Raw genomic sequence first — 25,053 nt, forward strand, 5'->3', positions numbered from 1 at the left:
CAGTCACCTGTCTTCCCCGGGCGCGGGTCAGGACCGGCGCCGCGCCCACACCGCCGCGGCCCCGACCAGCAGCACCGCTGCGCCCGCGAACAGCCAGATCGGAATGCGGTCGCCGGCCGTTGTCGGGGCGTGCGTGGAAGGCCCGGGTGTGCCGGCGCCGGGTACGGTGAGCCGGAACGACCAGGTACCCGAGACCACGTGACCGTCTGCCGAGGTCACCCGGTAATGCACGGTGTAGCTACCGACCGGTCCCAGCGGTCGCATCCCCACGCTGATCACCGCGCCCTGCACTTGCGGTTCGCCCGCCGACCACACGTTGCCGTCGGGTCCGACGACCGTCATGGCCGCGAACGTGGTTTGCAGCTGCTCGTTGAACGTCGCGCTGACCCGGGTCGGACCGACCGAGAGCTGGGCGTCGGCGGGCGGGTCGGTGGACAGCAGGACGGCGTGCGCGTGCGCGAGCGCAGCGGTCACGACGCCGGTCACGACGCCGGTCACCACCATCGTCAGCAGCAGCAGCCCCAGCGCGGTGGTGCGTGCCGAGCGGGTCATGGCCGCCGGCCTGCCGGGGCGAGGGTGGTGTGCCCGCTCGACACGATCAGGCCACCCCGAGCCGCGCCATCACATCGGCGTCGACCTCGTCCAGCTGCTTGGCGATGGCGGCGTGCGCCGTCCTGCGTCGCGCGGCGGGCATAGTCTCCGCGACGGTGACGGCTGCCGATAAATCGGTGAGCCGATCGGCAATAGCAGCCACGAATTGCCTGGTCTCAGGATCCTTGCCGGTTTTCTCCTGCACCGTCTGCAGCGAGCGTTGTGCGGCCGCGATCCGCGCCGACAGTCGGGCACCGTGGCCGGAGAACCGGCCGAGCTGAGCCAGTGGAACACCGAGGCGGTCAGCGCGGCGTTGGTCGATCAACCCCCGGACCGCCATCGCGGCACGGTAGATCAACGGCACCGCGACGGGCGCAAGCAGCCGCGAGACGGCGAGGGTCCGCCGAACCCGAGTCGGTGACAACAGTGTGCCCTCTTGCGCCGCCTTGAGCTGGGCCTCGGCCACCTTCACCGCAGCACGGTCGCTTTCACGCTGACTTTTCAGCCGGGCTTTGAGGGCCCGAGCCTCGGCGCGCTGCGCAGATTTGAACCGGCGAGCCTCGTTCTTGGCGGCCAACCTGGCCTCGAGTTTGGCGCGGGCCTTGATCGCGCGAGCCTCGGCACGCCGCGTCGTGCGACTCTTCCGCTGATGGAACAGCCCCATTCCCCGGTCGCCTCCCCGGTATCTCGTATGCGGGCTCGTTGCGCAACCTTAACCGGTGCAGAAATGTGCCGCGCCGCCAGGCCGCTGCCGGGGATCAGGTGTCGAGGTGCTCTTTGCGGCGCAGCTCCTCGACCCGCTGCACGATGTCCTGTTGCGCCTCCGGTGACAAACCGTTGGCCCGTATCGCAATGCGGCGGACTCCCTCGTCGCGCATGATCGCCAGCCAGGACAACTCCTTGTCGAGCTTCTCGTAGTACTCGTCGTCGGTGAAGTAGGCCGGTTTGATCCGGAAGAAGTTCGCTAGTGCGGCCATGGTCGCGGTAGACGGATTCGTGCGGTTGCCGGAGCGCAGTTGGGACAGATACGGAGCCGACATCGTGATCCCTTCTGCCTTGAGCGCCGCAATGACTTCGGCGGACGTATGGGGTCCGCGCCCTGGCGGATACACCGTTTCGAACAACCGATTCAGCCGGGCGGCGAACGTCGTGCTCATCTCGCTATGACCTCCACCGGGGGACGAATGAACAAAGTCGCATATTTGCTGATTATCGTAGCGAGTGTAATCGCCACAACCAAGTGCAAACCTTCGGGGAATCCTCGCCGACGTCTGCGGCGATCACCGGTGAGACCGCCGCAACGTCAGCGCGGCGTTCTGCAGCGTATATGCTTGAGGCGCCAGGCGAATCGTACGGCTTAGTGTTGTGCCAGTTCCGTGCCCGCATCGACCTATCCCCCGCAGCGCCTCGACATGGCTCAGCTGCGTTGTGCCCGGCAATCTGCAGACTACGACGAGCAAGCGACGACCAGCTTTGCTGTCGGGGCCGCATGCCGACGGTGACCACCTGCACGTCCCCGCCGTCAGGAGGCTCCCCGCGATGATTCCAGGATGGCAGGTTGGGGGGTCGGCCGCCGGGTCCACCCTGCTGCGGCGACAGCGGCCGTGGTGAGTGTGGTCGCCGCGATCGCCCCGATGGCCATCGGGCGCCAGCCCAGTGCGCCGTCGAACAACATCCAGAGACCGCACAGTAGGAACAGCAGGCTGGCCACCACGTGCAGCAGCCGTTGCGGTAGCCGCCGGTGCAGCAAGAGGCCCGCCGCGATCGCCAGCCCGTCGCCGACGACCATCGCGGTCGTGGTGCCGATCCACACCCCGGCCCAATTGTTGTCGCTCGCCAGGGCGATAGTGGCCAGCGTCGTTTTGTCGCCCAGCTCGGCGAGCAGAAACGACGACACGACGGCGAGCAACGCGAACCGTGGTTCTCGAACCGGACGGACGTCCTCGCCGGTGTTGCTGCGCTCACGCCAGGTCAACACCGCGAATGCCAGGAAGGCGACCGCAGCCGCGAACGCCATGGGGCGGGCGGGCAGCGTCAGGCCCAGAAAATGTCCGACCGCCACTGACGCGCCGTGCGCGATGCCGGCAGCTATACCCACCCCCGTCAACACCACCCACCAGCGGTAGCGCAGCGCATAGGTCATGGCGATGAACTGCGATCGGTCGCCGAGCTCGGCGAGGAAAACCACGCTGAAACTCACGAGTGTGGCGGCAAGCATGCTGGTGACCTTTCGACGCTTCGCCGACCGGGGTTCGCGCGCGGGTCCGCCCGATCCCGGAGGACATCGGGTCGAAGGTCTCGCCCGCCGTCGGCTTCGGACGGCTCGCCAGCCGGGCTATTCGCCAGCATGTCGACTAGACGATTGAGGACTACTCCCCTTCGGTAACGCTTTTCAGGGTAGCGGCCCGCTCGGCACGACACCAGCCTGGCGAGTGAATTCGGGTAGCCGTATTTTTCGATTCGGGTAAGGGGATTACCGCAAGCCCGGTCGACCTGTTATGCGGCAAGCAGCATCGCCAGAATTGCCGTGTCGGGATGGCTGATCGGGTCGACGCCGACCCGGCTCACCATCGAGGTCACGGTGCCGTCGGCCTCGGCTTCCACCCACGCAGCCCGGTGCTCCAGGCCCAGATACGGCAAACCCGGTAGCAGCACACATCCTGAGGCCGCCCCGCTGCATTCCGGCAAGGACGGTGTCGTCTCCGACGGCGGATGCAGCATCATCAGCGCCGGTGGCTGATGCTCGGCGAAATGTCCTGGCTGAACCGCGCGTTCGCCGACAACCGGCCCCTCGGCGAGCACCAGGCCGACGGTGCCCGGCGCGGGAGATTCCGGGAGTTCCTCGCGCGCACCGAATACCGTTGTGGTGGAGAGCAAGCCGGGCAGTGACGCGACCCGCACCGCAACCATCAACAGCTGGGCCCACTCCTTGGTGGAATCGGGCCAACGGCCCGAGATCACAAATCCCTTCAGGACGCCATGCGAATGAAACGGGGCGACCTCGACGGCCCGGCCCGACCCAGTCTCCATTTCAGCCTCCGGTTCGCCGAAACCCGGCAACATGCTGACGGGTGAATTGAGCACAGCATGCGCCTGGATGCGGACCGCCGCAAGCGGACACGGCAACCAAGGGCGATGGACCGGCAAACACCCGGGATGCCACGCAATCGGCGTGACGCCCCGGTCGCTCTGGGAATCAGCCGGCGATCAGACCGGTGGTCTTGGAGGTGGCCGCCGCGTAACGCGCTTGCACGTCGGCCCAGTTGACGACGTTCCAAAACGCCGTGGCGAAGTCGCCCTTGACGTTTTTGTACTGCAGGTAAAAGGCATGTTCCCACATGTCGAGCACCAGCAGCGGAATAGCGCCGAGTGGAAAGTTGGTCTGATGGTCGTACACCTGAAAGATTCGTAGCTTGTTGGCCATGGTGTCAAAGGCCAGCGCCGCCCAACCCGATCCCTGCACCGTGGTGGCAGCGGCTTGGAACTGACCGCGGAACTTGTCGAACGACCCGAACGTGTCGTCGATGGCGGCGGCGAGCTCCCCGGTCGGTTTGTCGCCGCCGTCCGGCGAGAGGTTCTTCCACCACAGGCTGTGGTTGACGTGGGCGGCCAGATTGAACGCCAGGTTCTTCTCGTAGAGCAGGACGGTTGCGAAATCTTCCTTGGCCCGTAGCTCCTCGAGTTTGGCGAGCGCATCGTTGGCGCCCTTGACGTAGCCGGCGTGGTGCTTGGCGTGGTGCAACTCGTTGATCTGACCCGAGATGTATGGCTCCAGCGCACCGTAGTCATAGTCCAAATCGGGCAACGTGTATTCAGCCACGAGGTTCCTTCCTTTGCTCGTCTGCGTCTGCTGCTCCACTCGCAGTGTGGCCGTGCGGCGTCCTGCGCGGCGGTCAACCTCAGCGTAGACAACCTTGCTCCAAGACGGCGCGCGCCGCAACAACGAGTGCTCGGCTCCCGGATACCCTTCTGCCGCGGCTTTAGAACAACACGATGACGGCGAGAACCGCCAACAGCACCACGGCGATCAACGCCGCGCGCACCGCGGCGAGCAGGTAGGAGTTGTCAAACACAGGCGAGCCCGCAAACCACTGCGCCGACGATGCCGTCGAGCGCGGTCCGATCGGTTGCGCCGCCATCAGTTGACCACGACCCACACGTCTGAACCCTTCCCCCAGTGAGATGAATCACAGCGACCTTCGGTGGTCGCGATCATAGCGCCTCGCGGCCCCTTCGGGAAATCGGCCGGGGCAGAGCCCACTGACGTGCGATTTGGTCCGGTCGGTCGGTCCGCACCTGTCGGCCCGCGGATAGTTAGAGCGACGTGAGATTTTGCCCGGGCGCCCGCTGGGTTGTCGATAGACGCCACCTGAGTCCGCGGCGTTGTCCACAGTTGTCCACAGCTGTTGTGTCAAAAGCGCTATGACACAAAGCGACGGGGCACTTTGTACTCTCGAGTAGCCTGGGGATAAACCTGTGGAAATTGTGGATAGCCGAACGTAGCTGGATCTGCATACTCCGGCAGCCCACCACGGCTCCCGAGCACCAGGTCTGATTAGTAAGTCCGACTACTAAGCTCTTGTAAGCTGTTGGCCGTGATCCAAGTGTGCTCCCAATGCGGCACACGCTGGAACGTGCGCGACCGACAGCGCACGTGGTGTCCACGCTGTCGCGGCAGCCTGTTGGCGCCGTCGACCGCGATTCCGCCCGCCGACGGGAGTCGGGGTCAGACTGCGCAGCCGGGCGTCGGTCATCGCGCTGTTCCCCGACTACCGCCGGGATACCGCTGGATTGCTGTGCGGCCGGGCGCCCCGCCGCCCACCCGGTCGCGGCGACCGCCACTGGGACCCACTCCGCGCTATGCGACCATTCCGCGCTGGGGTCTGGTCGACAAGATAGCCCCGGCCGGGGGAGCGCTCGCTGCGCAGCCGCGGACCGGGCCGTCCGCCGCGACGGTACGCACGACGTTGTTCGTCAACACGGTGGTGCTCGGCATCGCCGCGCTGGTCTACGTGGTGCGATATGTATTGCTGATCATCAACCGCAATGCGTTGCTGAACCCGCTGGTGGCGGATGCGGCGGTGTGGCTGGGGGTGCTGGCCGGCGTAGCGGCGGTCCTGGCGGCGATCGTCAGCAGCGTGGTGCTGACATCCTGGTTGGTGACGCGCCGCGCCGCCGCCTTCACCCATCATGGACGCCGTGAGCCGCGACCGGCGTGGGCGCTGTGGGCGGGCTGCCTGCTTCCTCCGTCCGTCGCTGTGGTGGCAGCCGCGACATTTGCCATCGGAGTCCTGCTCGTCGATGGCAGGCCCAGCTGGACGCGGATGGCGATCGCTATGACCGGTTGCTGGCTGCCGCTGGGTGCGCTGGTGTGGGTGCTGGTGTACGTCGTCGAGTTGGCGAAGATCGAGGGTCAGTACCTGCAGCTGCGCGAGCTCATCTGGGGGTGGTGGACGGTGTGGCTGTGCAGCATCGCGATCTCGGTGTTCGCTACCGCCACGAGCTTTGCCAGGGAAGCCCAGGGGATCGGCAACAACACGGTGGCGCTGATCGTTGCCTACCTGTTGGCGTTGCTGGCAGTGCGGTTCACCTGGCGGCTCTTCGAGGCATTCGAGCGCAAACCGGTCGCGCGACCCGCGCACCGCTGGATCGTGATTGCCGGCGACGGAAGCCCTGCCCCCGCATCGGCTCCGGTGAGTGGATCAACCGGCGAGGAACCGGCAGCATAGTGGCTATGACGCGGCCCGACGCGGTGCCGGCCCGGCATCCCTTCGTGGTCGCGCATCGCGGCGCATCGGCCGATCGGCCCGAACATACGCTGGCCGCCTACGAACTGGCGCTCAACGAGGGGGCCGACGCCGTCGAATGCGACGTGCGGCTCACCCGCGACGGTCATCTGATCTGCGTGCACGACCGGCGGCTGGACCGCACCTCGACCGGTGCCGGCCTGGTCAGCACGATGACCCTGGCGCAATTGCGCGAATTGGAGTACGGCGCCTGGCACGGCAGCTGGCGCCCCGACGGCACCCACGGCGATAGTGGTCTGTTAACCCTGGACGCCCTGGTCGGCCTGGTGCTGGGCTGGGACCGTCCGGTGAAGATCTTCATCGAGACCAAGCACCCGGTGCGCTATGGCGCATTGGTGGAAACCAAGTTGCTGGCGCTGCTGCACCGCTTCGGCATCGCAACCCCGGCCTCGGCGGATCGGTCCCGCGCGGTGGTGATGTCGTTCTCGGCGGCCGCACTGTGGCGGATACGGCGGTCGGCGCCGATGCTGCCCACCGTATTGCTCGGCAGAGCGTATCGGTATCTGGTCAGCACAGCGGCCAGCACGGTCGGGGCTACCGCGGTGGGGCCCTCGATCGCGACGCTGCGCGAACATCCAGAGTTGGTGGACCGTGCCGCGGCCCAGGGCCGGGCGCTGTACTGCTGGACCGTCGACCACTACGACGACGTCGCGTTCTGCCGGGACGTCGGCGTGGCGTGGCTGGCCACCAACCACCCCGGCCGGGTCAAGGCCTGGCTGGGGGACGGCCAGGCGGGCCCGGTAGGGCGTACTCCGTGACGCGCCTATGCCGGCCCGGCCGCGGCAGCACGGCGGCCGACAGTGGTGGTCATCGATCATCCGGTCAGCCACCCGAGGTGGCCGGCCAGCAGGGCATAGCCGACGAACGCGACAGTGTCGATCAACCCGTGCGCGATTACCAACGGCCACAGCCGCCCGGTGCGCTGCCAGCGATGGCCGAACACCAGTCCCATCACGGCATTGCCCAGTCCGGCGCCGAAGCCCTGGTAGAGGTGGTAGAAGCCGCGCAGCAAGCTCGACCACACCAGTGCTGTGCCGTCGTGCATTCCCAGCTGACGCAGCCGGATGAGCAGATAGCCCACGACGATGATCTCTTCGGCCCAGCCGTTGGCGAACGCGATCGTCACCAGCATCGGGATCCGCCACCAAGTGTCACCGAGTCCGGACGGAATCACCGCGGCGTTGAGCCCCAGCGTCCGCGCGCCGACGTAGAGCGCCAGCCCGGGCAGCCCGATGAGGGCGGCCAGGGCGGCGCCGCCCAGCAGGTCCGCACCCCAGCGGGGCCGGCCCAAGCCGATCCGGGCGGGAGGCAGCCCGGTGCGCCACAGCAGGTACACGCCGAGTCCTCCCCAGGCGATCAGCTGCACGACCAGCGCCATGTTCAGTCCCAGATCGATCAGGTCGAAGTAGGACCGCTGCGGGTTGAGCGGGATCCGTTGCATGCCCAGGTTGCGCAGCACCGCGTCGGCGAGTTGCAGGACCGAGGTGGCGGCGCTGACGCCGAACGTGACGCCTAGCACGATGACGAGCTCGATGCGCAGGTCGCGTCGCTGCACCAACGTCTCGTCGTCGACACTCACCTCGACACGGTAACCGGGCCGATGCCCGGCCACCGACCCAGTCCGACCGGCGTGCGCGCAGGTCCGTACCCGGCGCGCTCACCAGGCGAACAGAATCGTCAAACACGTTGAGCGACTTGGCGAGCCAACAGGTTCGCAGGGTGCGCCATCGACTCCCGCTGCCGCGATTCTTCCTGGCGCCACCTGTGGCCCGATAGGGTTGCCAGGTGGCACGCATCACGTTTCTCGGCCCGGAAGGGACCTTCACCGAAGCGGCGCTGCTCCAGATGGTCGAGGCCGGCATGGTCCCCCGAGACAACCCGGCGACCGCGCAGCTGCAGCCGGCCGAGAGCACCTCGGCTGCGCTCGACGCCGTCCGGCAGGGCGCAGCCGACTACGCCTGCGTGCCGATCGAGAACTCGATCGACGGCTCGGTGGTGCCGACGTTGGACAGCTTGGCGATGGGCCCGCCGCTGCAGGTGTTCGCGGAGCTGACGCTGGACGTGGCCTTCAACATCGTGGTCAAACCCGGCCGATCGACCGCAGACCTGCGCACCCTGGCAGCTTTCCCGGTCGCGGCGGCCCAGGTGCGTCGGTGGCTGGCCACCCATCTGCCCGGCGTGGAGTTGCGCCCGGCGAACTCCAACGCCGATGCCGCACAGCAAGTCGCCGACGGGCACGTCGACGCAGCGGTCAGCACGCCGCTCGCCGGACGGCACCGCGGGTTGGCCGCGCTGGCCGAGGACATCGTCGACGAACCCAACGCCCGCACCCGGTTTGTCCTGATCGGATCGCCGGGACCGCCGCCGCCCCGCACCGGGGCCGACCGCACATCGGTGGTGTTGCGGATCGCCAACACACCGGGTGCGCTGGTGTCGGTATTGACCGAATTCGGGGTGCGCGATATCGACCTCACCCGGATCGAATCCCGCCCCACCCGAACCGAGTTGGGCAGTTACGTGTTCTTCGTGGACTGCGTGGGCCACATCGACGACGACGCGGTTGCCGAGGCACTCAAGGCGCTGCACCGGCGTTGTGCAGATGTGCGTTATCTGGGTTCCTGGCCGACCGGAAAGGCCGCCGGCGCGACGCCGCCGCGGCTTGACGAGGCAACACAGTGGTTGGCGCGGCTGCGGAGCTCCGGCTCTGGAAACGAGCCGGGGCGATGAGTGGCCGGTTGGTTTTGGTGCGGCACGGCCAGTCCTATGGCAACGTCGAGAGCCGGTTGGACACTCGTCCGCCCGGGACCGAGCTCACCCCGTTGGGCCGGAATCAGGCACGGGCCTTCGCCCGGAACGGGTTTCGACGGCCCGGGCTGCTGCTGCACTCGGTGGCTGTACGGGCGGCGCAGACCGCCGCGGAGATCAGCGCCGAGGTGGGGTTGTCCGCCCGGGAGGTCGACGGCATTCACGAGGTGCAGGTCGGGGAGCTGGAAAACCGCAACGACGACGAGGCCGTCGCCGAATTCAACGCGGTTTACCAGCGCTGGCACCAGGGCGAGCGTGACCTGGCCCTGCCCGGCGGGGAGACGGCCAACGAGGTGCTGGCCCGGTACGTTCCGGTGCTGACCGAATTGCGGATGCGCTACCTTGACAACCACGAATGGAGCCGCGACATCGTCGTCGTCAGTCACGGGGCGGCGATCCGGCTCGCGGCGGCCGTGTTAGCCGGAATCGACGGCGACTTCGTGGTGAACCACCACTTGGGCAACGCCGAAGCGATCGTGCTGGCCCCGATCACCGATGGGCGCTGGAGTTGCGTTCAGTGGGGCGCACTGACGCCGCCGTTCGATCCCGAGGTGGCTGCGACGGCGGCGAGCGAGCGGGAATCCGGCAGTCAGACCGCCACCGCAGACGCGTCGAAGCACCCGCAGTCGATGGCGGCACAGTCGATCACGCAGGCGTGCGGCAGCCACTCGGGGGCCGGGCAGCCGCACTCGGTGCATTCCGAATGACGCAGCGGGTGGCGAATGAGGGTGCCGTGGCAATGCTCCAGGCCAGCCCGGCAGTCACGGCAACCTGTGTTCATGGGCCGTTCTTAACACGACCCGCCGACAAATCCGTGCTGCCGCGCCGACGACGGCCGTCCCCGGCCGCCGGGCTACGCCCAGCCCAATTCGTGCAGCCGGTCGTCGTCGATGCCGAAATGGTGGCCGATCTCGTGGATCACCGTGATCGCGACCTCGTCGACGACCTCCTGCTCGGAGTCGCACATGTCCAGCAGCGCCTCGCGATAGATCGTGATGGTGTCCGGCAGCGCTCCGGCGTAGTGGGTGTCGCGTTCGGTCAGCGCCACGCCCTCGTACAGTCCGAGCAGCTCGTCGTCGTCCGGGTGCCGGTCGGCGACCAGCACCACGACGTTGTCCATGACGGCGGCCAGCTCCGTCGGGATCAGGTCGAGCGCGTCGGAGACCAGCTCGTCGAACCGCCGCGGATCCATCTGCACCGCCATCGCGCTCAGGTCTCCGACCCGGGCTCGGCGGGCGGTGGCGCCGGTCCGAAAAGCGGTGGGGCCAGCGGCTCCTCCGGCGGCGGTGCTTCCGCGGGCTGCGGAGCCTGCGGTGGAGCCCCGGCCGGCGGTGCCGGCGGCACCGGGGGGACTGCCGGCTGTCCCGGCAAGTGCTCGTTGCCCAGCCGTCGACCGCCCGGTCCCGAGGTCCCCGAGGTTCCCGAGGTCCCCGAGGGCGCTGGTGTCGACGGCGAGGCGGGTGCGACCGGGCTGCTCGGCGGGATCGGGATCGGCGGCAGGTTGAGCCGCTCCGGCGGGATGTCCGGTGGCGGGACCGGCGGCTGGCCGTTGATCAGCAACGGACCCTTGGCGCTGTTGACCAGGGTTGCCCAGCCGCCGTTGCCCAGGGTGGCGCCGATGCTGCAGGCGACCTCGCGGCTGCCGGCCGACCAACTCGGCAACGACAGGGCACTGTACCCCAGGGTCAATGTGGTACTGCGCAGCTGGACCGGCGCGAGGTACGCGTCGGTCAACCGGGTGCAGGCGTCCTTGATGAACGTGTCCTGCTCGGCTTCGGGGGGCCAGCCGCCCGGAAACTTCGGCGCCAGGTTGACCGTGCCGGTGATCTCCATGGCATGCGGTGCGGCGCAGCTGACCGGGATGTCGGTGGGCTGATTGGTCGACGGGTCGATACCCAGGCAGGTGCCGTCCGGCCACACCCGCGACTGGTTGAGGTCGGCGACCCGGCCGGTGAAGGCCTGCGGTTCGTTGTTCAGGCCGGGCAGTTCCAGTCCGCACAACATCCGGCGCTCGCCGGCCTGCCGCCACGCAGTGTCACCGGACCACAACATGCTGGGCGTGAACTTGCTGCTGGGGTCGAACCGGTCGCCCAGGTAGCGGCGCACCGCCGACTCGCACTGCTCCCGGCTGATCTGCTCGATGCGGGCCGCGGACGGCGGGGCGGCGTCGGGGCCGTATTCGGACCCCGGGAAGGTGCTCATGTCGACCGGCGCGGCGACCTCGAACCGGTGTTCGTCCTTGCAGTCGACGATGGTCGCCGACTCCGGCAAACCCCGAGGCCACATCAGGCAATCCCCGCGGACGGCCCGGTTGAACGCGTTGTTGCCCTTGACACCGGTACTGGGCACCGGCGCGGTGTAGGCGGCCAGCCCGCCGGGTCGCTCGCCGCGAATCGGCAGGGCGGTGATCAGCCCGGCGACCAGCAGACCGCCCAATGCCGTCAGCAGCAGCGCGCGACGGGTCCCCGCGGCATGCCCCGCACGCAGCCGGCCGAACCGCGCCGGTCGCGGCTGTTCGGCCCGCGGATCGTGCTGCTCAGATGCCTCGGCCATCGGCTCTATTGTGACAGGGCCCGGGACCCATGTGAGAGATGATCCGTATGTCAACCGTCTGTTGGCGGGTGCCCGCGTCGGCGAAAACAGGGTTGGCAAAAGTAGGGTTTTTGCCGTGATCGACCTGAAACTGCTGCGCGAAGACCCCGACCGCGTGCGCCAGTCCCAGATCAGTCGCGGGGAAGACCCCGCGCTGGTGGACGCGCTGCTGGCGGCCGACGCCCGGCGGCGGGCGGCGATCTCGGCCGCTGATTCACTGCGTGCCCAGCAGAAAACGGCCAGCAAGCAGGTCGGCACGGCATCGACCGCCGAGCGGCCGGTGCTGCTGCAGCGCGCCAGGGAATTGGCCGAGGAGGTCAAGGCGGCCGAGGTCGAGCAGGCCGAGGCCGAGGCGGCGTTCACCGCAGCGCACCTGGCGATTTCCAACGTCGTTCTCGAGCACGTGCCCGCCGGCGGGGTCGACGACTACACGGTTCTTGATGTCGTCGGTGAGCCGGCTGACGTGCAAAACCCGAAAGACCACCTCGAACTCGGCGAGTCACTCGGGCTCATCGACACCGAACGCGGCGCTAAGGTGTCGGGGTCGCGGTTTTACTTCCTGACGGGGCGCGGCGCGCTGCTGCAGCTGGGGCTGTTGCAGTTGGCCCTGCGGCTGGCTGTCGAGCATGGATTTATCCCGATGATCCCGCCCGTGCTGGTGCGCCCGGAGGTGATGGCCGGTACCGGATTCCTGGGCGCCCACTCCGACGAGGTGTATCGGGTGGAAGCCGACGATCTCTACCTCGTCGGGACCTCCGAGGTGCCGCTGGCCGGCTACCACGCCGACGAGATCCTGGATCTTTCCCGCGGGCCGCTGCGCTACGCGGGGTGGTCGACGTGTTTCCGCCGCGAGGCGGGCAGTTACGGCAAAGACACCCGGGGCATCATCCGGGTGCACCAGTTCGACAAGGTCGAGGGTTTCGTCTATTGCGCGCCCGCGGATGCCGAGGCCGAGCACGACCGGCTGTTGGGCTGGCAGCGGCAGATGTTGGCCCGCATCGAGGTGCCGTATCGGGTGATCGACGTCGCCGCCGGCGATTTAGGATCGTCGGCCGCGCGCAAGTTCGACTGTGAGGCGTGGGTTCCCAGCCAGGGGGCCTACCGTGAGCTGACGTCGACGTCGAACTGCACTACCTTCCAGGCACGCCGGCTCGCGATCCGCTACCGGGATCCCAGCGGGAAGCCGCAGGTCGCTGCGACCCTGAACGGCACCCTGGCCACCACCCGCTGGCTGGTCGCCATCTTGGAGAACCACCAGCGACCCGACGGCAGCGTGCGAATCCCCGAGGCATTGGTCCCGTTCGTCGGCACCGAGGTGTTGGCCCCCGAGACGTAGGTGGCAGCGTTATCGGCGCTGACCCAACAGCTCGTCCAGCAGTGCGCTGAACTCCTGCGGGCGCTCCGGGGTGAACGCCGGACTGGGACGGGTGCCGGGGACGTCCAACGTGATCAACGTCGACTTGACCGGCCGGCGCAGGTCCAGCGGCAACCAGCGGCGCAAGTCGGAGCTGCCCCACAGCCGGAACCGGTGCAGGAACAGTCCCAGTGGCTCGGCGCGGTAGCCCCGGATGGTGCCGAGCGGGATGACCTTGGCGGTGCCCGAAGGAAAGTGGTAGCGGCGCAGCGTGAGTGCCTCGCGATCCAGCTGAATCGAGCCGTCGTCGTAGCAGTCGGTCATGGTCGTGAGCACCGCAGTTCGTGTCCGCGCGCGGTCAGGCAGCGGCCGTTCTGCAGGTTCCACTGCCAGCCGTGCAGGTTACAGGTCAACGTGGTGCCTTCTACCACACCGAACTTGGACAGGTCTGCTTTAAGGTGCGGGCAACGGCGTTGAATCTCCCAGCCGGCCAAGGTGATCGAGGCGCTATCGTCGTGAGTTTCGGCGAACCAGCCGTCGGCGTAAGCGATCCGCTCGTCGCTCAGGCATTTGAAGAAGGTGTACAGATACTCGTTGTAGCCGCCGACCCGCCACGCCCGAAACCGGGTGGACAGGAAGATGGTGTTGACCCAGTCCGGTTCGCGGTCACGCAGCACAGTGCGGACCAACTCGGCCGGAATCGCGAAACCGTACCGAAACTTCTCGTCGGCGACTGGGTGGCGTACCAGACGTTTGGGAAAATCCAGCACTACTGTCTCGTCGCCGATGACCAGCTCGACGGGATAGCCGACGCCGTCGCAGATCTCGTTGCCGGCCAGCATGATCGGTTCGAAGGCTGCGCGCAGCGGCTCGAGCAGCGAGTCCCCGGCCACCGGCGCCCAGCTGGCCTTCTCGGCGGCCAGCACCGGCGCCATGCGGTTCGCGTAGTCGGCGATGTAGGCGGCCTTGCCGGTGGTGAAGATCGACTCGACTTCATCGGTGGGCAGTGGGTGACGCAGCGAGTTCAATTGTGGCCCAGTGAATTCCGCAATTGAGCCGGGGATCATCAACAGGCCCCGCTCGTGCCCGTGGCTGCGCATCTGCTCCAGGAAAACCATCTGGTCGGGGAAGATGTTGGCCGGATCGGCGTGGTCGTCGTTGAGGTGACGCAGCTCGGGATCGAGGAAGCAGGGCGGCCCCGCCGACGGAATCACCCAGGCGGCGCCGACCTGGGCGATGTATTGGCGGGCCCGGTCCATCTGACGCTGCCGCTTTTGGATGCCGAACGCCTCTTTGACCCGCGCCGGCATGTCGTAGACCATCGGGTACCAGATGGCCCCGGAGTACTGCAGCATGTGCACGTCGATGGCACCGAACGCCGAGTGCAGCACCTCGAGGTCCACCGGCCGCGCGTCGTTCATGTTGAACGCGGTCGTCTCGCCGTCGCAGACCGCCAGCGCCGAGTCGCCGATCGGCCCGTCGGCGGGTGCGCGCAGCGCGACGATCATGATCTCGAGTTCACCCTCGGGCCCGCTGATCCGGTGCTTGACCGAGTCGGCGGTTTCGAAAAACCGGTGAAAGCCCAAGTTGCTGAGCTCATTGCGCAGGTCGGGCACCGGGTAGTCCGGTAGCAGCACCACGGCGTCCTTGTTGACGTGCTCGGCGAGCAGCTTGCGGTCGAAGTGGTCCCGATGCAGGTGGGAGACGTACAGGTAGTCGCAGTCCCCCAGCCGGTCCCAGTCCAGCGCGCTGTTGTCCGGGAAGGGAAACCACGACCCGAAATAGGCTGGGTTGACCCACGGGTCGCACAGTATGCTTCCCGCTCGGGTCTCAATGCGAAAGCCGGCATGACCGACGCTGGTGACCTGCACTAATGCCCCTGACGCCTCGTGCAACGCTGATGTGTCGCCGCCTCGAGCTTAATGGCCCGTCGTCGCCCGCCGGGTTTTGAGCACCCCGACGGCCGGGCGTGATCGCGCCGGACTCGGCTGCGCCGAGGTGGCGATCCCCGGGAGGATTAGTCTGAACGGTTGTGGAACCGGTATACGGGACGGTGATCAGGCTCGCCCGCCTGGCTTGGCGGGTCCAGGGTCTGCGGTTCACCGTCACCGGAGTCGAACACCTGCCGGAGACCGGTGGTGCCGTCGTCGCCATCAACCACACCAGCTACTTCGATTTCACCTTCGCCGGGTTGCCCGCCTACCTGCAGGGGCGTGGCCGCAAGGTGCGCTTCATGGCCAAGCAGGAAGTGTTCGACCACAAAATCTCCGGGCCGATCATGCGGGGTTGTCGGCACATCCCGGTCGACCGGGAGAGCGGGGCCGCCTCCTTCGAGGCCGCCGTGGCGGCGCTCGAGGCCGGGGAACTGGTCGGTGTCTACCCGGAGGCGACGATCAGTCGTAGCTTCGAGATCAAAGAACTCAAGTCCGGCGCTGCCCGGATGGCGATCGCGGCCGATGTGCCGATTGTGCCGCACATAGTGTGGGGTGCCCAACGGATCTGGACCAAAGACCATCCCAAGAAGTTGGTCCGCCCCAAGGTGCCGATCGCGGTGGCGGTCGGTGAGCCGATCCGGCCGACACTGCCGGCGCCGGCCCTGACCACGCTGTTGCATTCCCGCATGCAGCATCTGCTGGAGCACGTGCAGGACTCCTATGGTCCGCATCCGGCCGGTGCGTTCTGGGTGCCGCGCCGGCTGGGGGGCGGGGCTCCCTCGCCGGCCGAGGCCGCTCGGTTGGACGCCGAGGAAGCCAGCCGGCGGGCCGCCGCCCGGGCTGCGCGCCACGGCCGCGATTCGGGGGCCGCGTCGGAGCAGCCCTGATGGAACCGGTATTCCGCGCCCTGGAAATCGCGGCAAAAGCAGTAGTCAAGCTCGTCGGAAGTCCGATAACCTACCAGGGCCTCGAGAACATTCCGCGCACCGGTGGCGCGGTGATCACGATCAACCACACCAGCTACGTCGACTGGCTGCCGGCCGCACTCGCCGTCCATTACCGCGGCCGACGGGTGCGGTACCTGATCAAGGCCGAGATGCAGCGGGTGAAAGTGGTCAACTTTTTGATCAAACACACCAAGACCATCCCGGTGGATCGCAGCGACGGGAGGTCTGCGTACGCGGTTGCCGTCCAGCGGCTCCGCGAGGGCGAGCTGGTCGCGCTGATGCCCGAGGCCACCATCAGCCGCAGCTTCGAGCTCAAGGAATTCAAGACCGGGGCCGTCCGCATGGCGCTGGAAGTGCAGGTACCGATCGTGCCGATGATCGTGTGGGGCGCCCAGCGTATCTGGACCAAGGACCATCCCCGCCACCTGGGCCGCAACAAGATCCCGATCATCGTGGCGGTCGGACCGCCGTTGCATCCGCGTGCGGACCCGGAGCAACTCGAAACTGAGCTTCGCGACCGGATGACGGAGTTGCTGTACCGCGTTCAGCAGGAGTATCCGCATCCGGCCGGGGCATACTGGGTGCCGCGGCGGCTCGGCGGCAGTGCTCCGACGCCGGGTGAGGCCAACCTGCTCGAGCAGGCCGAACGGGCCCAACGCAGCCGCAGACATGCGCAGTAGGACGTAAGGCGGCGGGACGACGGGAGATGCGGATTGGCGCAACATTCTTCTATCGCCGGCGATCGGTGAGCCGGCGGTGACGCTTCCTGCGCTCATCGCTTGCGACGTGGACGGCACCCTGCTCGATCACCGGGAAACCATCACCCCGCGCACCCGCGGCGTGGTGCGCGCCGCAGTGCAGGCCGGCGCACAGTTCATCCTGGCGACCGGGCGTCCACCGCGCTGGGTGCAGCCGGTCGTCGACGCGCTCGGGTTCGCGCCGATGGCCGTGTGCGCCAACGGTGCCGTCATCTACGATCCGGCCGGCGACCGGGTGGTGTCGGCCCGCACCCTGCCGGTCGAGGTCCTGGGCGAACTCGCCGACGTCGTTACCCGGGTGATTCCCGGGGCCGGGCTGGCCGTCGAACGGGTGGGCAACCGCGCGCACGACACCGCCACTCCCCAGTTCGTCAGTTCGCCGGGCTACGAACACGCCTGGCTCAATCCGGACAACACCGACGTCTCCATCGACGACCTGCTCAGCAGCCCGGCGATCAAACTGCTGATCCGCAAGGTGGGCGCGCACAGCGGTGACATGGCCGCCGCCTTGGCCAGACACGTCAGTCCCGCCGCGGGCGAGATCACCTATTCCACCGACAACGGCCTGATCGAAATCGTGCCGTCGGGGGTGACCAAGGCCACCGGTATCGAGGAGCTGGCCCGTCCGCTCGGGATCGCCGATGTCGACACGATCGCCTTCGGGGACATGCCCAATGACGTGCCGATGCTGCGGTGGGCCGGACACGGTGTGGCGATGGGCAATGCGCACCCGGCGGCGATGGCCGCAGCCAACGAGGTCACCGCGCCCAACACCGACGACGGTGTGGCGCGGGTGCTGGAGCGCTGGTGGTTCTAGGTGGCCGGGCCCACCGGTGAAAACCGTTCCAGCTGAACCGGTGGGTCACTCGGCGACGGTGGTGGCAACTCTTGTGCGACACCGTCGAGAACCCGGATGACATGCCCGGTGAGCCGGTCGACGTTCAATGTGCCGTGCTGGAAGTTCTGTGTCACCCACTGCGGCTCCTGAATCTCGCCGCTGGTCGGCAGTCCCAGGACGCCGCGCTCGTAGCCCAGCGCGGCCCACGCCTCGTAGATCGCGCCGGTAACCGGCGCGGCACCGGTCTCCGGAGACCAGTACATGGCGCCCTTCTGGAAAGTGGCATAGCGTGCCGAGCCGGCTGCCGTCGACTCCGGTGACGTCGGGGTCCCCAGCACGCTGTTCATCCCGCCCATCTCCTGCCATCGGGCATAGATCGCGCCGCCCTGCAGTGCCGCGACGAGGTCCTCGGGCGCGGGCGGGTCGTTGAATCGTGCGGCGGTATCGCGAATTTCGTCTAGCAGGGGGTAGGCGGTGCTGCCCGGACAGTCGGTGGCGCCGACGTCGCGGTGGCTGAAGATCGACGGCAGGCTCGCGGGAGCGCCGGCCGGGAAACGGGTGTTAGGACCGCCGGCCGAGGCCAGCAGAACAGTGCCCCGGGGGTTGACGTGGTCGAGGCCGAGTCGCCAGCCCAGCAGCCGTCCGACGGTGCGCAGCTGGATCGGTGTGGGTGGTTCGTCGTCGAAGTTGCCGATCATCGCCACCCCCCAGGTGGCGCGGTTGAATCCACCGGTGTGTGATCCTTCGACGGCTTTGTCGATCCCGCCGGCGCGACCCTCGAACACCTGCCCGTACCTGTCGACCAGGGCGTTGTAGGCGATGTCGCACCAGCCCAGCGTTCTGGTGTGGTAGGCGTAGATGGATCGCACGATGGCCGCCGAGTCTTCCGGCCGGTAATCGTTGCCCTCGGCGGTGTGATGCACCACCGCCGCACGTATCCCGTCGTCGTAGCGCGCGGGGCCGCACCGGATCGACTCGTCGGCGCCCCACTGCGAACGGCTGATGACGTTGGGGGGCTGGCCGGGGGCCAGGACCGCGGTCGGTGGTGTCCACTGCGTGTCGGCCGGTGCCCGCGGTGGCGCGATCAAGATTGCCGAGACGTTTTGTGCTAGCGGTTGTTCGGCAGACGCCGGCCGGTAGCCCAGGCCGGCAGCGGGCGGTGCCGTCGATGCGGGCGGAGTCACCGCAGCGCCCGCCGGCCGGGAGACCGCGATCTGCACGGTCGTCGTCATGCCGACGAACACCGGTTCGGTGCCGCGCGGACCGTGCGCCGACCCGCCGCCGTCCTCCAGCGGCTCGGCGTCATACCAGGGTCCCCACGAGCCATCGGGCCGTTTGGCGCGGATGCGCGCCGAGGTGCCGGTCAGGTCTTCGCTCGTCACCGCGACCATGGAAAACGGGACCGGTTGGCTGACTTCACGGATCGTCACGCCGCCACCGACACCGGCCAGTGGTTGTCGGATGAGCGCGATGTCGCCGGGCTGCGGGGGCTGAGTTCGCGGCGCCGCCGCCCACGGCAGAATGACGACGGTCGCCGCGACGGCGGTGAATACCATCGTCGGCGGGCGGCGAAGCGGCACGAGGCGATGTTACTAATGGGCCTTGTGTTATAGCTGATGCGACACGATACTTTTGTGAATTGACCTGGCAGCGGCGACGGCACCGCAGAGTCGGTGGCTTCTGCGGTGCCGTCGGGTGGCAGGTTCCGGTGCCCTGATGTGGGCCCTGATGTGGGCCCTGATATGTGCGTTTGTATGCCTGACCGGATCAGGGGGTTGGTGCGGGCGCAGCCGGGGCGGCCGCCGCACTGTGGGCAGCGCCCTGAATGGCCTGCGTGATCGAAGGCACCACCAGACCCTTGATCAGATCGATGGCCTGACTGGCGCCGAGCTGGTTGGCGGCGCTCATCACGTCGCTGATGATGCCGCCGCTACCGCCCGACCCGCTACCGCTCGCCGCCGGACTCCCGCCGAGCGTCGGATCGCCCAGGATCGGGTAGGTGCCGTCCGTGCCAGGGTCTAATCCGATCGGTGTGCTGATCGGCGTTTCGCCGGGACTGGTCAGGCCCGGTGTGGAGGCACCCGGGCTGGTCAGGCCCGGGACCGCAGCGGCCGGGTTGCTCAGCGCAGGATTGGTCAGCCCGGGATCGGTCAGCGACGGTGTGGTGGCGCCGGGTGTGGTCAGCCCGGGAGTCAGACTCGGGGAGGTCAGGCCCGGTGTGGTCTGGCCGGGCGTGGTCAGGCCCGGTGTGATTTGACCGGGCGTGGTCAGGCCCGGTGTGGTCTGGCCCGGGGACGTGAGCCCCGGTGACGTGAGCCCCGGAGTCAAACTCGGGGAGGTCAGGCCCGGGCTGGTCAAGCCGGGGCTGGTCAGACCCGGGGAGTACCCGGTGGAATTGCCCGACAGGCTGGGCACCGGCGGCAGGTTGATCCCGAACTGCGACAAGCCCTGGGACAGCGCATTCATCAGTTCGCCCGGCAGGTCGGCCATCACCGCCGCCTGGGTGAACTCGCGGTGCTCGGGTGCGGGCGCGGTGTCGGCAGCCAACTGGCAGCACGCGAGGTAACCAAACGGACTCGCGACCGCCAAGGCGGCGACTGCGCTGACGGCTGTCGAAAGCCTGCGTCGACGTTGGTTCGGCACTGAAGTCTCCTCAATCTGGACTACGTGGTCATGTCGGTTGAGCGACATGGCGCCCGACGGCTAGGGAATCAGGCCCACGTGAACGATGGTACTGGCGTGACTAATGTGACTTGTGTGGCGATATCGAATTGTGAGGCAATCGCGACATTGCCCCCTCGTGCGGCGGCGAACCGGGTCGGGCGCCTGTTGCGGGCGTTGCCGCGCGGGCCGCGGGCATGCGGTCGGATACCCTAGGCAACCGATGACCGCTCGCTTCGACCTTTTTGTCGTCGGCTCCGGATTTTTCGGCCTGACGATTGCCGAGCGCGTGGCCACCCAGCTCGACAAGCGGGTTCTCGTCGTCGAGAAACGTCCGCATCTCGGCGGTAACGCCTATTCCGAACCTGAACCACAGACGGGGATCGAAGTCCACAAATACGGTGCCCACCTGTTTCACACCTCCAACAAGAGGGTGTGGGACTATGTGCGGCAGTTCACCGAGTTCACCGGCTACCAGCACCGGGTGTTCGCTATGCACGACGGGCAGGCCTACCAGTTCCCGATGGGCCTGGGCCTGGTCTCGCAGTTCTTCGGCCGTTACTTCAGCCCCGACGAGGCCCGGGCGCTGATCGCCGAACAGGCCGCCGAAATCGACACTGCAAACGCCCAGAACCTCGAGGAAAAGGCGATCTCGCTCATCGGCCGCCCGCTCTACGAGGCGTTCGTCAAGGGTTACACCGCCAAGCAGTGGCAGACCGATCCCAAAGAGCTGCCGGCCGCCGTCATCAATAGGCTGCCGGTGCGCTACACCTTCGACAACCGCTACTTCAACGACACCTACGAGGGCCTGCCGGTCGACGGCTACACCAGCTGGTTGCAGAAAATGGCCGCTGACGAACGCATCGAGGTCAGGCTGCACACCGACTGGTTCGACGTCCGCGACGGGCTGCGCGCCGCCAGCCCGGCCGCCCCGGTGGTCTATACCGGCCCGCTGGACCGTTACTTCAACTATGTTGAAGGCCGTTTAGGCTGGCGCACACTAGATTTCGAGGTCGAGGTGCTGCCCATCGGTGACTTCCAGGGCACTGCGGTGATGAACTACAGCGATCTGGACGTGCCCTATACCCGCATCCACGAGTTCCGGCATTTCCACCCCGAACGCAACTACCCGACCGACAAGACGGTGATCATGCGGGAGTACTCCCGCTTCGCCGGCGCTGACGACGAACCCTACTATCCGATCAACACCGATTCCGACCGCAGCGTACTGGCCGCCTACCGGACCCGGGCGAAAGCCGAAACCGCCTCCGCCAAGGTACTCTTCGGCGGTAGGTTGGGTACCTACCAATATCTGGACATGCACATGGCGATCGCCAGCGCACTGAACATGTACGACAATATTCTCGCGCCGCACCTGCGCGACGGACAGCCGTTGGAAGGGGCGTCCGCGGATGAGTGAGATCGCGGTGAGCCCGCTGGCCCGGGTCATCGCGCCACGCCCGGGCGAACCGCTTGATGTGCGCAAGCTGTATGTGACCGAGTCGACGACCAACATCCGCCGCGCGCACCCGACGACCCGCACGTCGATGCAGATCGGCGCCGAGTCCGAAGTGTCGTTTGCGACCTACTTCAACGCCTTCCCGGCCAGCTATTGGCGGCGCTGGACCACGCTGCGCTCGGTGGTGTTGCGTGCGGAGCTGATGGGCAGTGGACGTGTCGACCTCTACCGCACCAAGGCCACCGGAGCCCGGATCTTCATCGAAGGCCGCGGATTCGACAGCGGAGCTGACCGACCGGTGGTACTCGAATGCGAAGTCGACCTGGGCCCTTTCGAAGACGGTGGCTGGATCTGGTTCGATATCACCACCGACAGCGACGTCACGCTGTGCAGTGCGGGCTGGTATGCCACTCTGCCGGCGCCGGGCGTGGCCAACATCGCGGTGGGGATCCCGACCTTCAACCGGCCCGCTGACTGCATCAACGCACTGACTGCGCTCACCTCCGATCCGTTGGTGGACCGGGTGATCGGTGCCGTGATCGTGCCCGACCAGGGCACTGTGAAGGTTCGTGACCATCCGGGATTCGCTGCCGTCGCGGCCGCGCTGGGCAACCGGCTCGCCGTCCACGACCAGCCCAATCTGGGCGGTTCCGGCGGATACAGCCGGGTGATGTACGAGGCGCTGAAAAACACCGACTGCCAGCAGATCCTGTTCATGGACGACGATATCCGCATCGAGCCGGACACCATTTTGCGGGTGCTGGCCATGCACCGCTTCGCGAAGTCCCCGATGTTGATCGGCGGACAAATGCTCAATCTTCAGGAGCCGTCGCATCTGCACGTGATGGGCGAGGTCGTGGACCGGTCCGTCTTCATGTGGACGGCCGCTCCGCACGCCGAATACGACCACGACTTCGCCGCATATCCGTTGAGTGACAACAACCCTCGCAGCAACCTCCTGCACCGGCGCATCGACGTCGACTTCAACGGCTGGTGGACGTGCCTGATCCCGCGCCAAGTCGCCGAAGAGCTGGGCCAGCCGCTGCCCCTGTTCATCAAATGGGACGACGCGGATTACGGGTTGCGCGCGGCCGAGCGCGGCTATCCGACCGCCACACTGCCCGGTGCCGGCGTCTGGCACATGGCCTGGAGCGACAAAGACGATGCCATCGACTGGCAGGCCTATTTCCACCTGCGCAATCGACTGGTGGTGGCGGCCATGCATTGGGACCGCAGCGTCATCGGCCTGCTGCGCAGTCACCTGAAAGCGACGTTGAAGCACCTTGCTTGTCTTGAATATTCGACGGTGGCGATCCAGAACAAAGCAATAGACGACTTTCTCGCCGGCCCGGAACACCTCTTCTCGATCCTGGAATCCGCGCTGCCGGAGGTGCGCCGGATACGCAAAGCCTATCCCGACGCGGTCGTGCTGCCGGCGGCCAGCGAGTTGCCGTCACCGTCGCGGAAGAACCCGGCGATGAAACCGCCGGTTCATCCGCTGGCTATCGGCTATCGGTTGGCCCGCGGCATCGCCAACAACCTCAAGCGGGCCGACCCGGTGCACCACCGTCGTCCCCAGCTCAATGTGCCCACCCAGGATGCCCGGTGGTTCCTGTTGTGCACGCTCGACGGCGCCACCGTCACGACGGCCGACGGTCGCGGGGTGGTGTACCGGCAGCGCGATCGGGGCACCATGTTCGCATTGCTGTGGCAGTCGCTGCGGCGCCAGGCTCGACTGGCCCGCCGGTTCGACGAGATGCGCAAGATCTACCGCCAAGCGCTGCCCACGCTGTCCAGCACGCACAAATGGGAGACGGTGCTGTCAACCCAAGACAACTCGCCCGGCGATGGATGATCAGGTGACCGGCGTGCCGCGGGGCGAAGTCGCCGCGCTGGTGGCGATCCAAACGGTGTTGGCGCCCTGGCCGGGGATGCTGGTCGCGGCGCGGGGGTTGTCGTATTTCGGGGAGCACAGCTTCGGGTGGCTGGCGGTTTCGGCGCTCGGCGCGCTGCGCGCGCCGCGGCAGTGGCGGGCGTGGCTGCAGGTCGGGGCGGGAGCAGTCATCGCGCACTTGGCGGCGGTGCTGATCAAGCAGCTGGTGCGGCGCGCCCGACCGGGTCATCCGGCGGTCGCGGTGCACGTCGGCACCCCGAGCCGGTTGAGCTTCCCGTCGGCGCACGCCGCCTCGACCACGGCGGCGGCCATCCTGCTGGCCCGGGTCACCGGGACCGCGTTGCCTGTCCTGCTGGTGCCGCCCATGGCGGTGTCCCGGTTGCTGCTCGGGGTGCACTATCCCAGCGACGTGGCCGTCGGGATGGCCCTCGGCGGCGTCGTCGCGGCCGTCGCTGGTGCCGCCGCGCGGGCCACCGCCGACGAACCCGGAGCAGCCCGATGAGTGAGGACCTCACGTCGGTCACCGGCCCGCCGGCAAACCTGATCGTCGGCGTCGTGAAGGCCATGCGCCCGCGGCAATGGCTGAAAAATGTGCTGGTGCTGGCCGCACCGCTGGCGGCGGCGGGACGCGGCATCCGCTACGACTACGCCGATGTGCTGGGCAAAGTGGGTATCGCCTTCGTGGTGTTCTGCCTGGCCGCGTCGTCGGTGTACCTGGTCAACGACGCCCGCGACGTCGATGCCGACCGTGCGCATCCCACCAAGCGATTCCGCCCGATTGCCGCCGGGGTGGTGCCGCAGTGGCTGGCCTACGCGCTGTCGGCGGCACTCGGGGTGGCCGCGCTGGGGATGGCCTGGTGGCTGACCCCGAATCTGGCGCTGGTCATGGCCGTCTATCTGGCCATGCAGTTGGCCTACTGCTTCGGTCTCAAACACCAGGCGGTAATCGACATCTGCATCGTGTCGTCGGGGTTTTTGCTGCGCGCGATCGCGGGCGGGGCGGCGGCGGATATCTATCTGTCGCAATGGTTTTTGCTGGGGATGGCGTTCGGATCGCTGTTCATGGTGGCCGGCAAGCGCTACGCCGAGCTGCAGTTGGCCGAGCGCACCGGGGCCAAGATCCGCAAGTCGCTGGAAAGCTACACCAGCACCTACCTGCGGTTCGTCTGGACGATGTCGGCCACCGCGCTGGTGGTGTGCTACGGGTTGTGGGCATTCGAACGCGACCGCTATTCGGGCTCCTGGTTCGCGGTGTCGATGGTTCCGTTCACCATCGCGATCCTGCGCTACGCGGTGGACGTCGACGGCGGTCTGGCCGGCGAACCCGAGGATATCGCGCTGCGTGACCGGGTGCTGCAACTGTTGTTCGCCGCCTGGATCGGAACCGTCGGTGTTGCGGTTATCGTCGGCTGA

Annotated in this window: 25 protein-coding genes and 2 pseudogenes; 12 read left to right on the top strand and 15 right to left on the bottom strand. The window is 67.5% G+C overall.

The window, feature by feature from the left end:
* Window positions 1-27: 27 nt before the first annotated feature.
* The 7 genes from F6Q13_RS01705 to F6Q13_RS01735 all read right to left on the bottom strand — a co-directional run bounded on the left by F6Q13_RS01705 (window position 28) and on the right by F6Q13_RS01735 (window position 4,730).
* The gene (locus F6Q13_RS01705; RefSeq protein WP_293051437.1) at window positions 28-504 is read right to left on the bottom strand and encodes a copper resistance CopC family protein; all 477 of its coding nucleotides are present in this window, start codon (window positions 502-504) and stop codon (window positions 28-30) included.
* A 94-nt stretch (window positions 505-598) separates the two neighbouring features.
* A complete protein-coding gene (locus F6Q13_RS01710) occupies window positions 599-1,255 on the bottom strand; it encodes a DUF6474 family protein (protein WP_293051340.1) in 657 nt (218 codons plus the stop codon).
* Window positions 1,256-1,349: 94 nt separating this feature from the next.
* Entirely contained in the window at window positions 1,350-1,748 is a 399-nt protein-coding gene (locus F6Q13_RS01715) for a transcriptional regulator (protein ID WP_293051343.1), read from the bottom strand.
* Window positions 1,749-2,113: 365 nt separating this feature from the next.
* Window positions 2,114-2,809, bottom strand: coding sequence for a TMEM165/GDT1 family protein (locus F6Q13_RS01720; RefSeq protein WP_293051346.1), 696 nt, complete (start codon window positions 2,807-2,809; stop codon window positions 2,114-2,116).
* 278 nt (window positions 2,810-3,087) lie between these two features.
* Window positions 3,088-3,621 (bottom strand): peptidase, encoded by a 534-nt coding sequence (locus tag F6Q13_RS01725; RefSeq protein WP_293051349.1) that lies wholly within the window; start codon window positions 3,619-3,621, stop codon window positions 3,088-3,090.
* A 166-nt stretch (window positions 3,622-3,787) separates the two neighbouring features.
* Entirely contained in the window at window positions 3,788-4,411 is a 624-nt protein-coding gene (locus F6Q13_RS01730) for a superoxide dismutase (RefSeq protein WP_293051352.1), read from the bottom strand.
* A gap of 160 nt (window positions 4,412-4,571) precedes the next feature.
* Window positions 4,572-4,730, bottom strand: a complete 159-nt coding sequence (locus tag F6Q13_RS01735) for a hypothetical protein (RefSeq protein ID WP_293051355.1) — start codon at window positions 4,728-4,730, stop codon at window positions 4,572-4,574.
* Window positions 4,731-5,387: 657 nt separating this feature from the next.
* Between F6Q13_RS01735 and F6Q13_RS01740 the strand changes: the two genes are divergently transcribed.
* A complete protein-coding gene (locus F6Q13_RS01740) occupies window positions 5,388-6,320 on the top strand; it encodes a DUF4328 domain-containing protein (protein WP_293051358.1) in 933 nt (310 codons plus the stop codon).
* Window positions 6,321-6,325: 5 nt separating this feature from the next.
* Window positions 6,326-7,156, top strand: a complete 831-nt coding sequence (locus F6Q13_RS01745; RefSeq protein ID WP_293051361.1) for a glycerophosphodiester phosphodiesterase — start codon at window positions 6,326-6,328, stop codon at window positions 7,154-7,156.
* Window positions 7,157-7,212: 56 nt separating this feature from the next.
* Here the strand turns inward: F6Q13_RS01745 and F6Q13_RS01750 are convergent, their stop codons facing one another.
* The gene (locus F6Q13_RS01750; protein WP_293051364.1) at window positions 7,213-7,977 is read right to left on the bottom strand and encodes a type II CAAX endopeptidase family protein; all 765 of its coding nucleotides are present in this window, start codon (window positions 7,975-7,977) and stop codon (window positions 7,213-7,215) included.
* 206 nt (window positions 7,978-8,183) lie between these two features.
* On the opposite strand from F6Q13_RS01750, the gene pheA reads away from it, so the two are divergent.
* Complete coding sequence (pheA, locus tag F6Q13_RS01755) at window positions 8,184-9,125, top strand: prephenate dehydratase (RefSeq protein ID WP_293051367.1); 942 nt, start codon at window positions 8,184-8,186, stop codon at window positions 9,123-9,125.
* Window positions 9,122-9,775: pseudogene (locus F6Q13_RS01760) on the top strand (histidine phosphatase family protein); the annotation flags it as partial. The gene pheA and the pseudogene F6Q13_RS01760, both read left to right, overlap by 4 nt.
* A 17-nt stretch (window positions 9,776-9,792) precedes the next feature.
* On the opposite strand, the gene F6Q13_RS01765 reads toward F6Q13_RS01760, so the two are convergent.
* From F6Q13_RS01765 to F6Q13_RS01775, 3 genes and pseudogenes are all read right to left on the bottom strand, one after another.
* Complete coding sequence (locus F6Q13_RS01765) at window positions 9,793-9,984, bottom strand: hypothetical protein (RefSeq protein ID WP_293051370.1); 192 nt, start codon at window positions 9,982-9,984, stop codon at window positions 9,793-9,795.
* Window positions 9,981-10,407, bottom strand: a pseudogene (locus tag F6Q13_RS01770) (metallopeptidase family protein). The gene F6Q13_RS01765 and the pseudogene F6Q13_RS01770 overlap by 4 nt, the downstream one beginning before the upstream one ends.
* Window positions 10,408-10,412: 5 nt before the next feature.
* Window positions 10,413-11,756, bottom strand: coding sequence for a septum formation family protein (locus F6Q13_RS01775; protein WP_293051373.1), 1,344 nt, complete (start codon window positions 11,754-11,756; stop codon window positions 10,413-10,415).
* A gap of 115 nt (window positions 11,757-11,871) precedes the next feature.
* On the opposite strand from F6Q13_RS01775, the gene serS reads away from it, so the two are divergent.
* The gene (gene serS / locus F6Q13_RS01780; RefSeq protein ID WP_293051376.1) at window positions 11,872-13,131 is read left to right on the top strand and encodes a serine--tRNA ligase; all 1,260 of its coding nucleotides are present in this window, start codon (window positions 11,872-11,874) and stop codon (window positions 13,129-13,131) included.
* Between the two features lie 9 nt (window positions 13,132-13,140).
* On the opposite strand, the gene F6Q13_RS01785 is transcribed toward serS, so the two are convergent.
* Both F6Q13_RS01785 and F6Q13_RS01790 read right to left on the bottom strand, forming a co-directional pair.
* Complete coding sequence (locus F6Q13_RS01785) at window positions 13,141-13,473, bottom strand: hypothetical protein (RefSeq protein WP_293051379.1); 333 nt, start codon at window positions 13,471-13,473, stop codon at window positions 13,141-13,143.
* Window positions 13,470-15,020 (bottom strand): MBL fold metallo-hydrolase, encoded by a 1,551-nt coding sequence (locus F6Q13_RS01790; RefSeq protein WP_293051382.1) that lies wholly within the window; start codon window positions 15,018-15,020, stop codon window positions 13,470-13,472. The genes F6Q13_RS01785 and F6Q13_RS01790 overlap by 4 nt, the downstream gene beginning before the upstream one ends.
* Window positions 15,021-15,181: 161 nt before the next feature.
* On the opposite strand from F6Q13_RS01790, the gene F6Q13_RS01795 reads away from it, so the two are divergent.
* From F6Q13_RS01795 to F6Q13_RS01805, 3 genes are all read left to right on the top strand, one after another.
* Window positions 15,182-15,970 carry a 1-acyl-sn-glycerol-3-phosphate acyltransferase gene (locus F6Q13_RS01795; RefSeq protein WP_293051385.1) on the top strand — a complete coding sequence of 263 codons (789 nt, stop codon included), beginning with the start codon at window positions 15,182-15,184 and terminating at the stop codon, window positions 15,968-15,970.
* Entirely contained in the window at window positions 15,967-16,710 is a 744-nt protein-coding gene (locus tag F6Q13_RS01800) for a 1-acyl-sn-glycerol-3-phosphate acyltransferase (protein ID WP_293051440.1), read from the top strand. The genes F6Q13_RS01795 and F6Q13_RS01800 overlap by 4 nt, the downstream gene beginning before the upstream one ends.
* Before the next feature lie 76 nt (window positions 16,711-16,786).
* The gene (locus F6Q13_RS01805) at window positions 16,787-17,605 is read left to right on the top strand and encodes an HAD family hydrolase (protein WP_293051388.1); all 819 of its coding nucleotides are present in this window, start codon (window positions 16,787-16,789) and stop codon (window positions 17,603-17,605) included.
* Here the strand turns inward: F6Q13_RS01805 and F6Q13_RS01810 are convergent.
* Both F6Q13_RS01810 and F6Q13_RS01815 read right to left on the bottom strand, forming a co-directional pair.
* Window positions 17,602-19,206, bottom strand: coding sequence for an N-acetylmuramoyl-L-alanine amidase (locus F6Q13_RS01810; protein WP_293051392.1), 1,605 nt, complete (start codon window positions 19,204-19,206; stop codon window positions 17,602-17,604). The genes F6Q13_RS01805 and F6Q13_RS01810 overlap by 4 nt on opposite strands.
* Before the next feature lie 187 nt (window positions 19,207-19,393).
* Window positions 19,394-20,269, bottom strand: a complete 876-nt coding sequence (locus F6Q13_RS01815) for a hypothetical protein (protein WP_293051396.1) — start codon at window positions 20,267-20,269, stop codon at window positions 19,394-19,396.
* Between the two features lie 241 nt (window positions 20,270-20,510).
* Here F6Q13_RS01815 and glf point away from each other — a divergent pair, with 241 nt between their 5' ends.
* Genes glf through F6Q13_RS01835 form a run of 4 tightly spaced genes read left to right on the top strand, consistent with a single transcriptional unit; the run spans window position 20,511 to window position 25,053 of the window.
* Window positions 20,511-21,707, top strand: coding sequence for a UDP-galactopyranose mutase (gene glf / locus F6Q13_RS01820; RefSeq protein WP_293051399.1), 1,197 nt, complete (start codon window positions 20,511-20,513; stop codon window positions 21,705-21,707).
* Window positions 21,700-23,601, top strand: a complete 1,902-nt coding sequence (locus F6Q13_RS01825; protein ID WP_293051402.1) for a glycosyltransferase — start codon at window positions 21,700-21,702, stop codon at window positions 23,599-23,601. The genes glf and F6Q13_RS01825 overlap by 8 nt, the downstream gene beginning before the upstream one ends.
* Window positions 23,602-23,605: 4 nt before the next feature.
* The gene (locus F6Q13_RS01830) at window positions 23,606-24,142 is read left to right on the top strand and encodes a phosphatase PAP2 family protein (RefSeq protein ID WP_293051405.1); all 537 of its coding nucleotides are present in this window, start codon (window positions 23,606-23,608) and stop codon (window positions 24,140-24,142) included.
* Window positions 24,139-25,053 carry a decaprenyl-phosphate phosphoribosyltransferase gene (locus F6Q13_RS01835; RefSeq protein WP_293051408.1) on the top strand — a complete coding sequence of 305 codons (915 nt, stop codon included), beginning with the start codon at window positions 24,139-24,141 and terminating at the stop codon, window positions 25,051-25,053. The genes F6Q13_RS01830 and F6Q13_RS01835 overlap by 4 nt, the downstream gene beginning before the upstream one ends.

It is taken from the genome of Mycobacterium sp., assembly GCF_008709575.1.
GTDB lineage: Bacteria > Actinomycetota > Actinomycetes > Mycobacteriales > Mycobacteriaceae > Mycobacterium.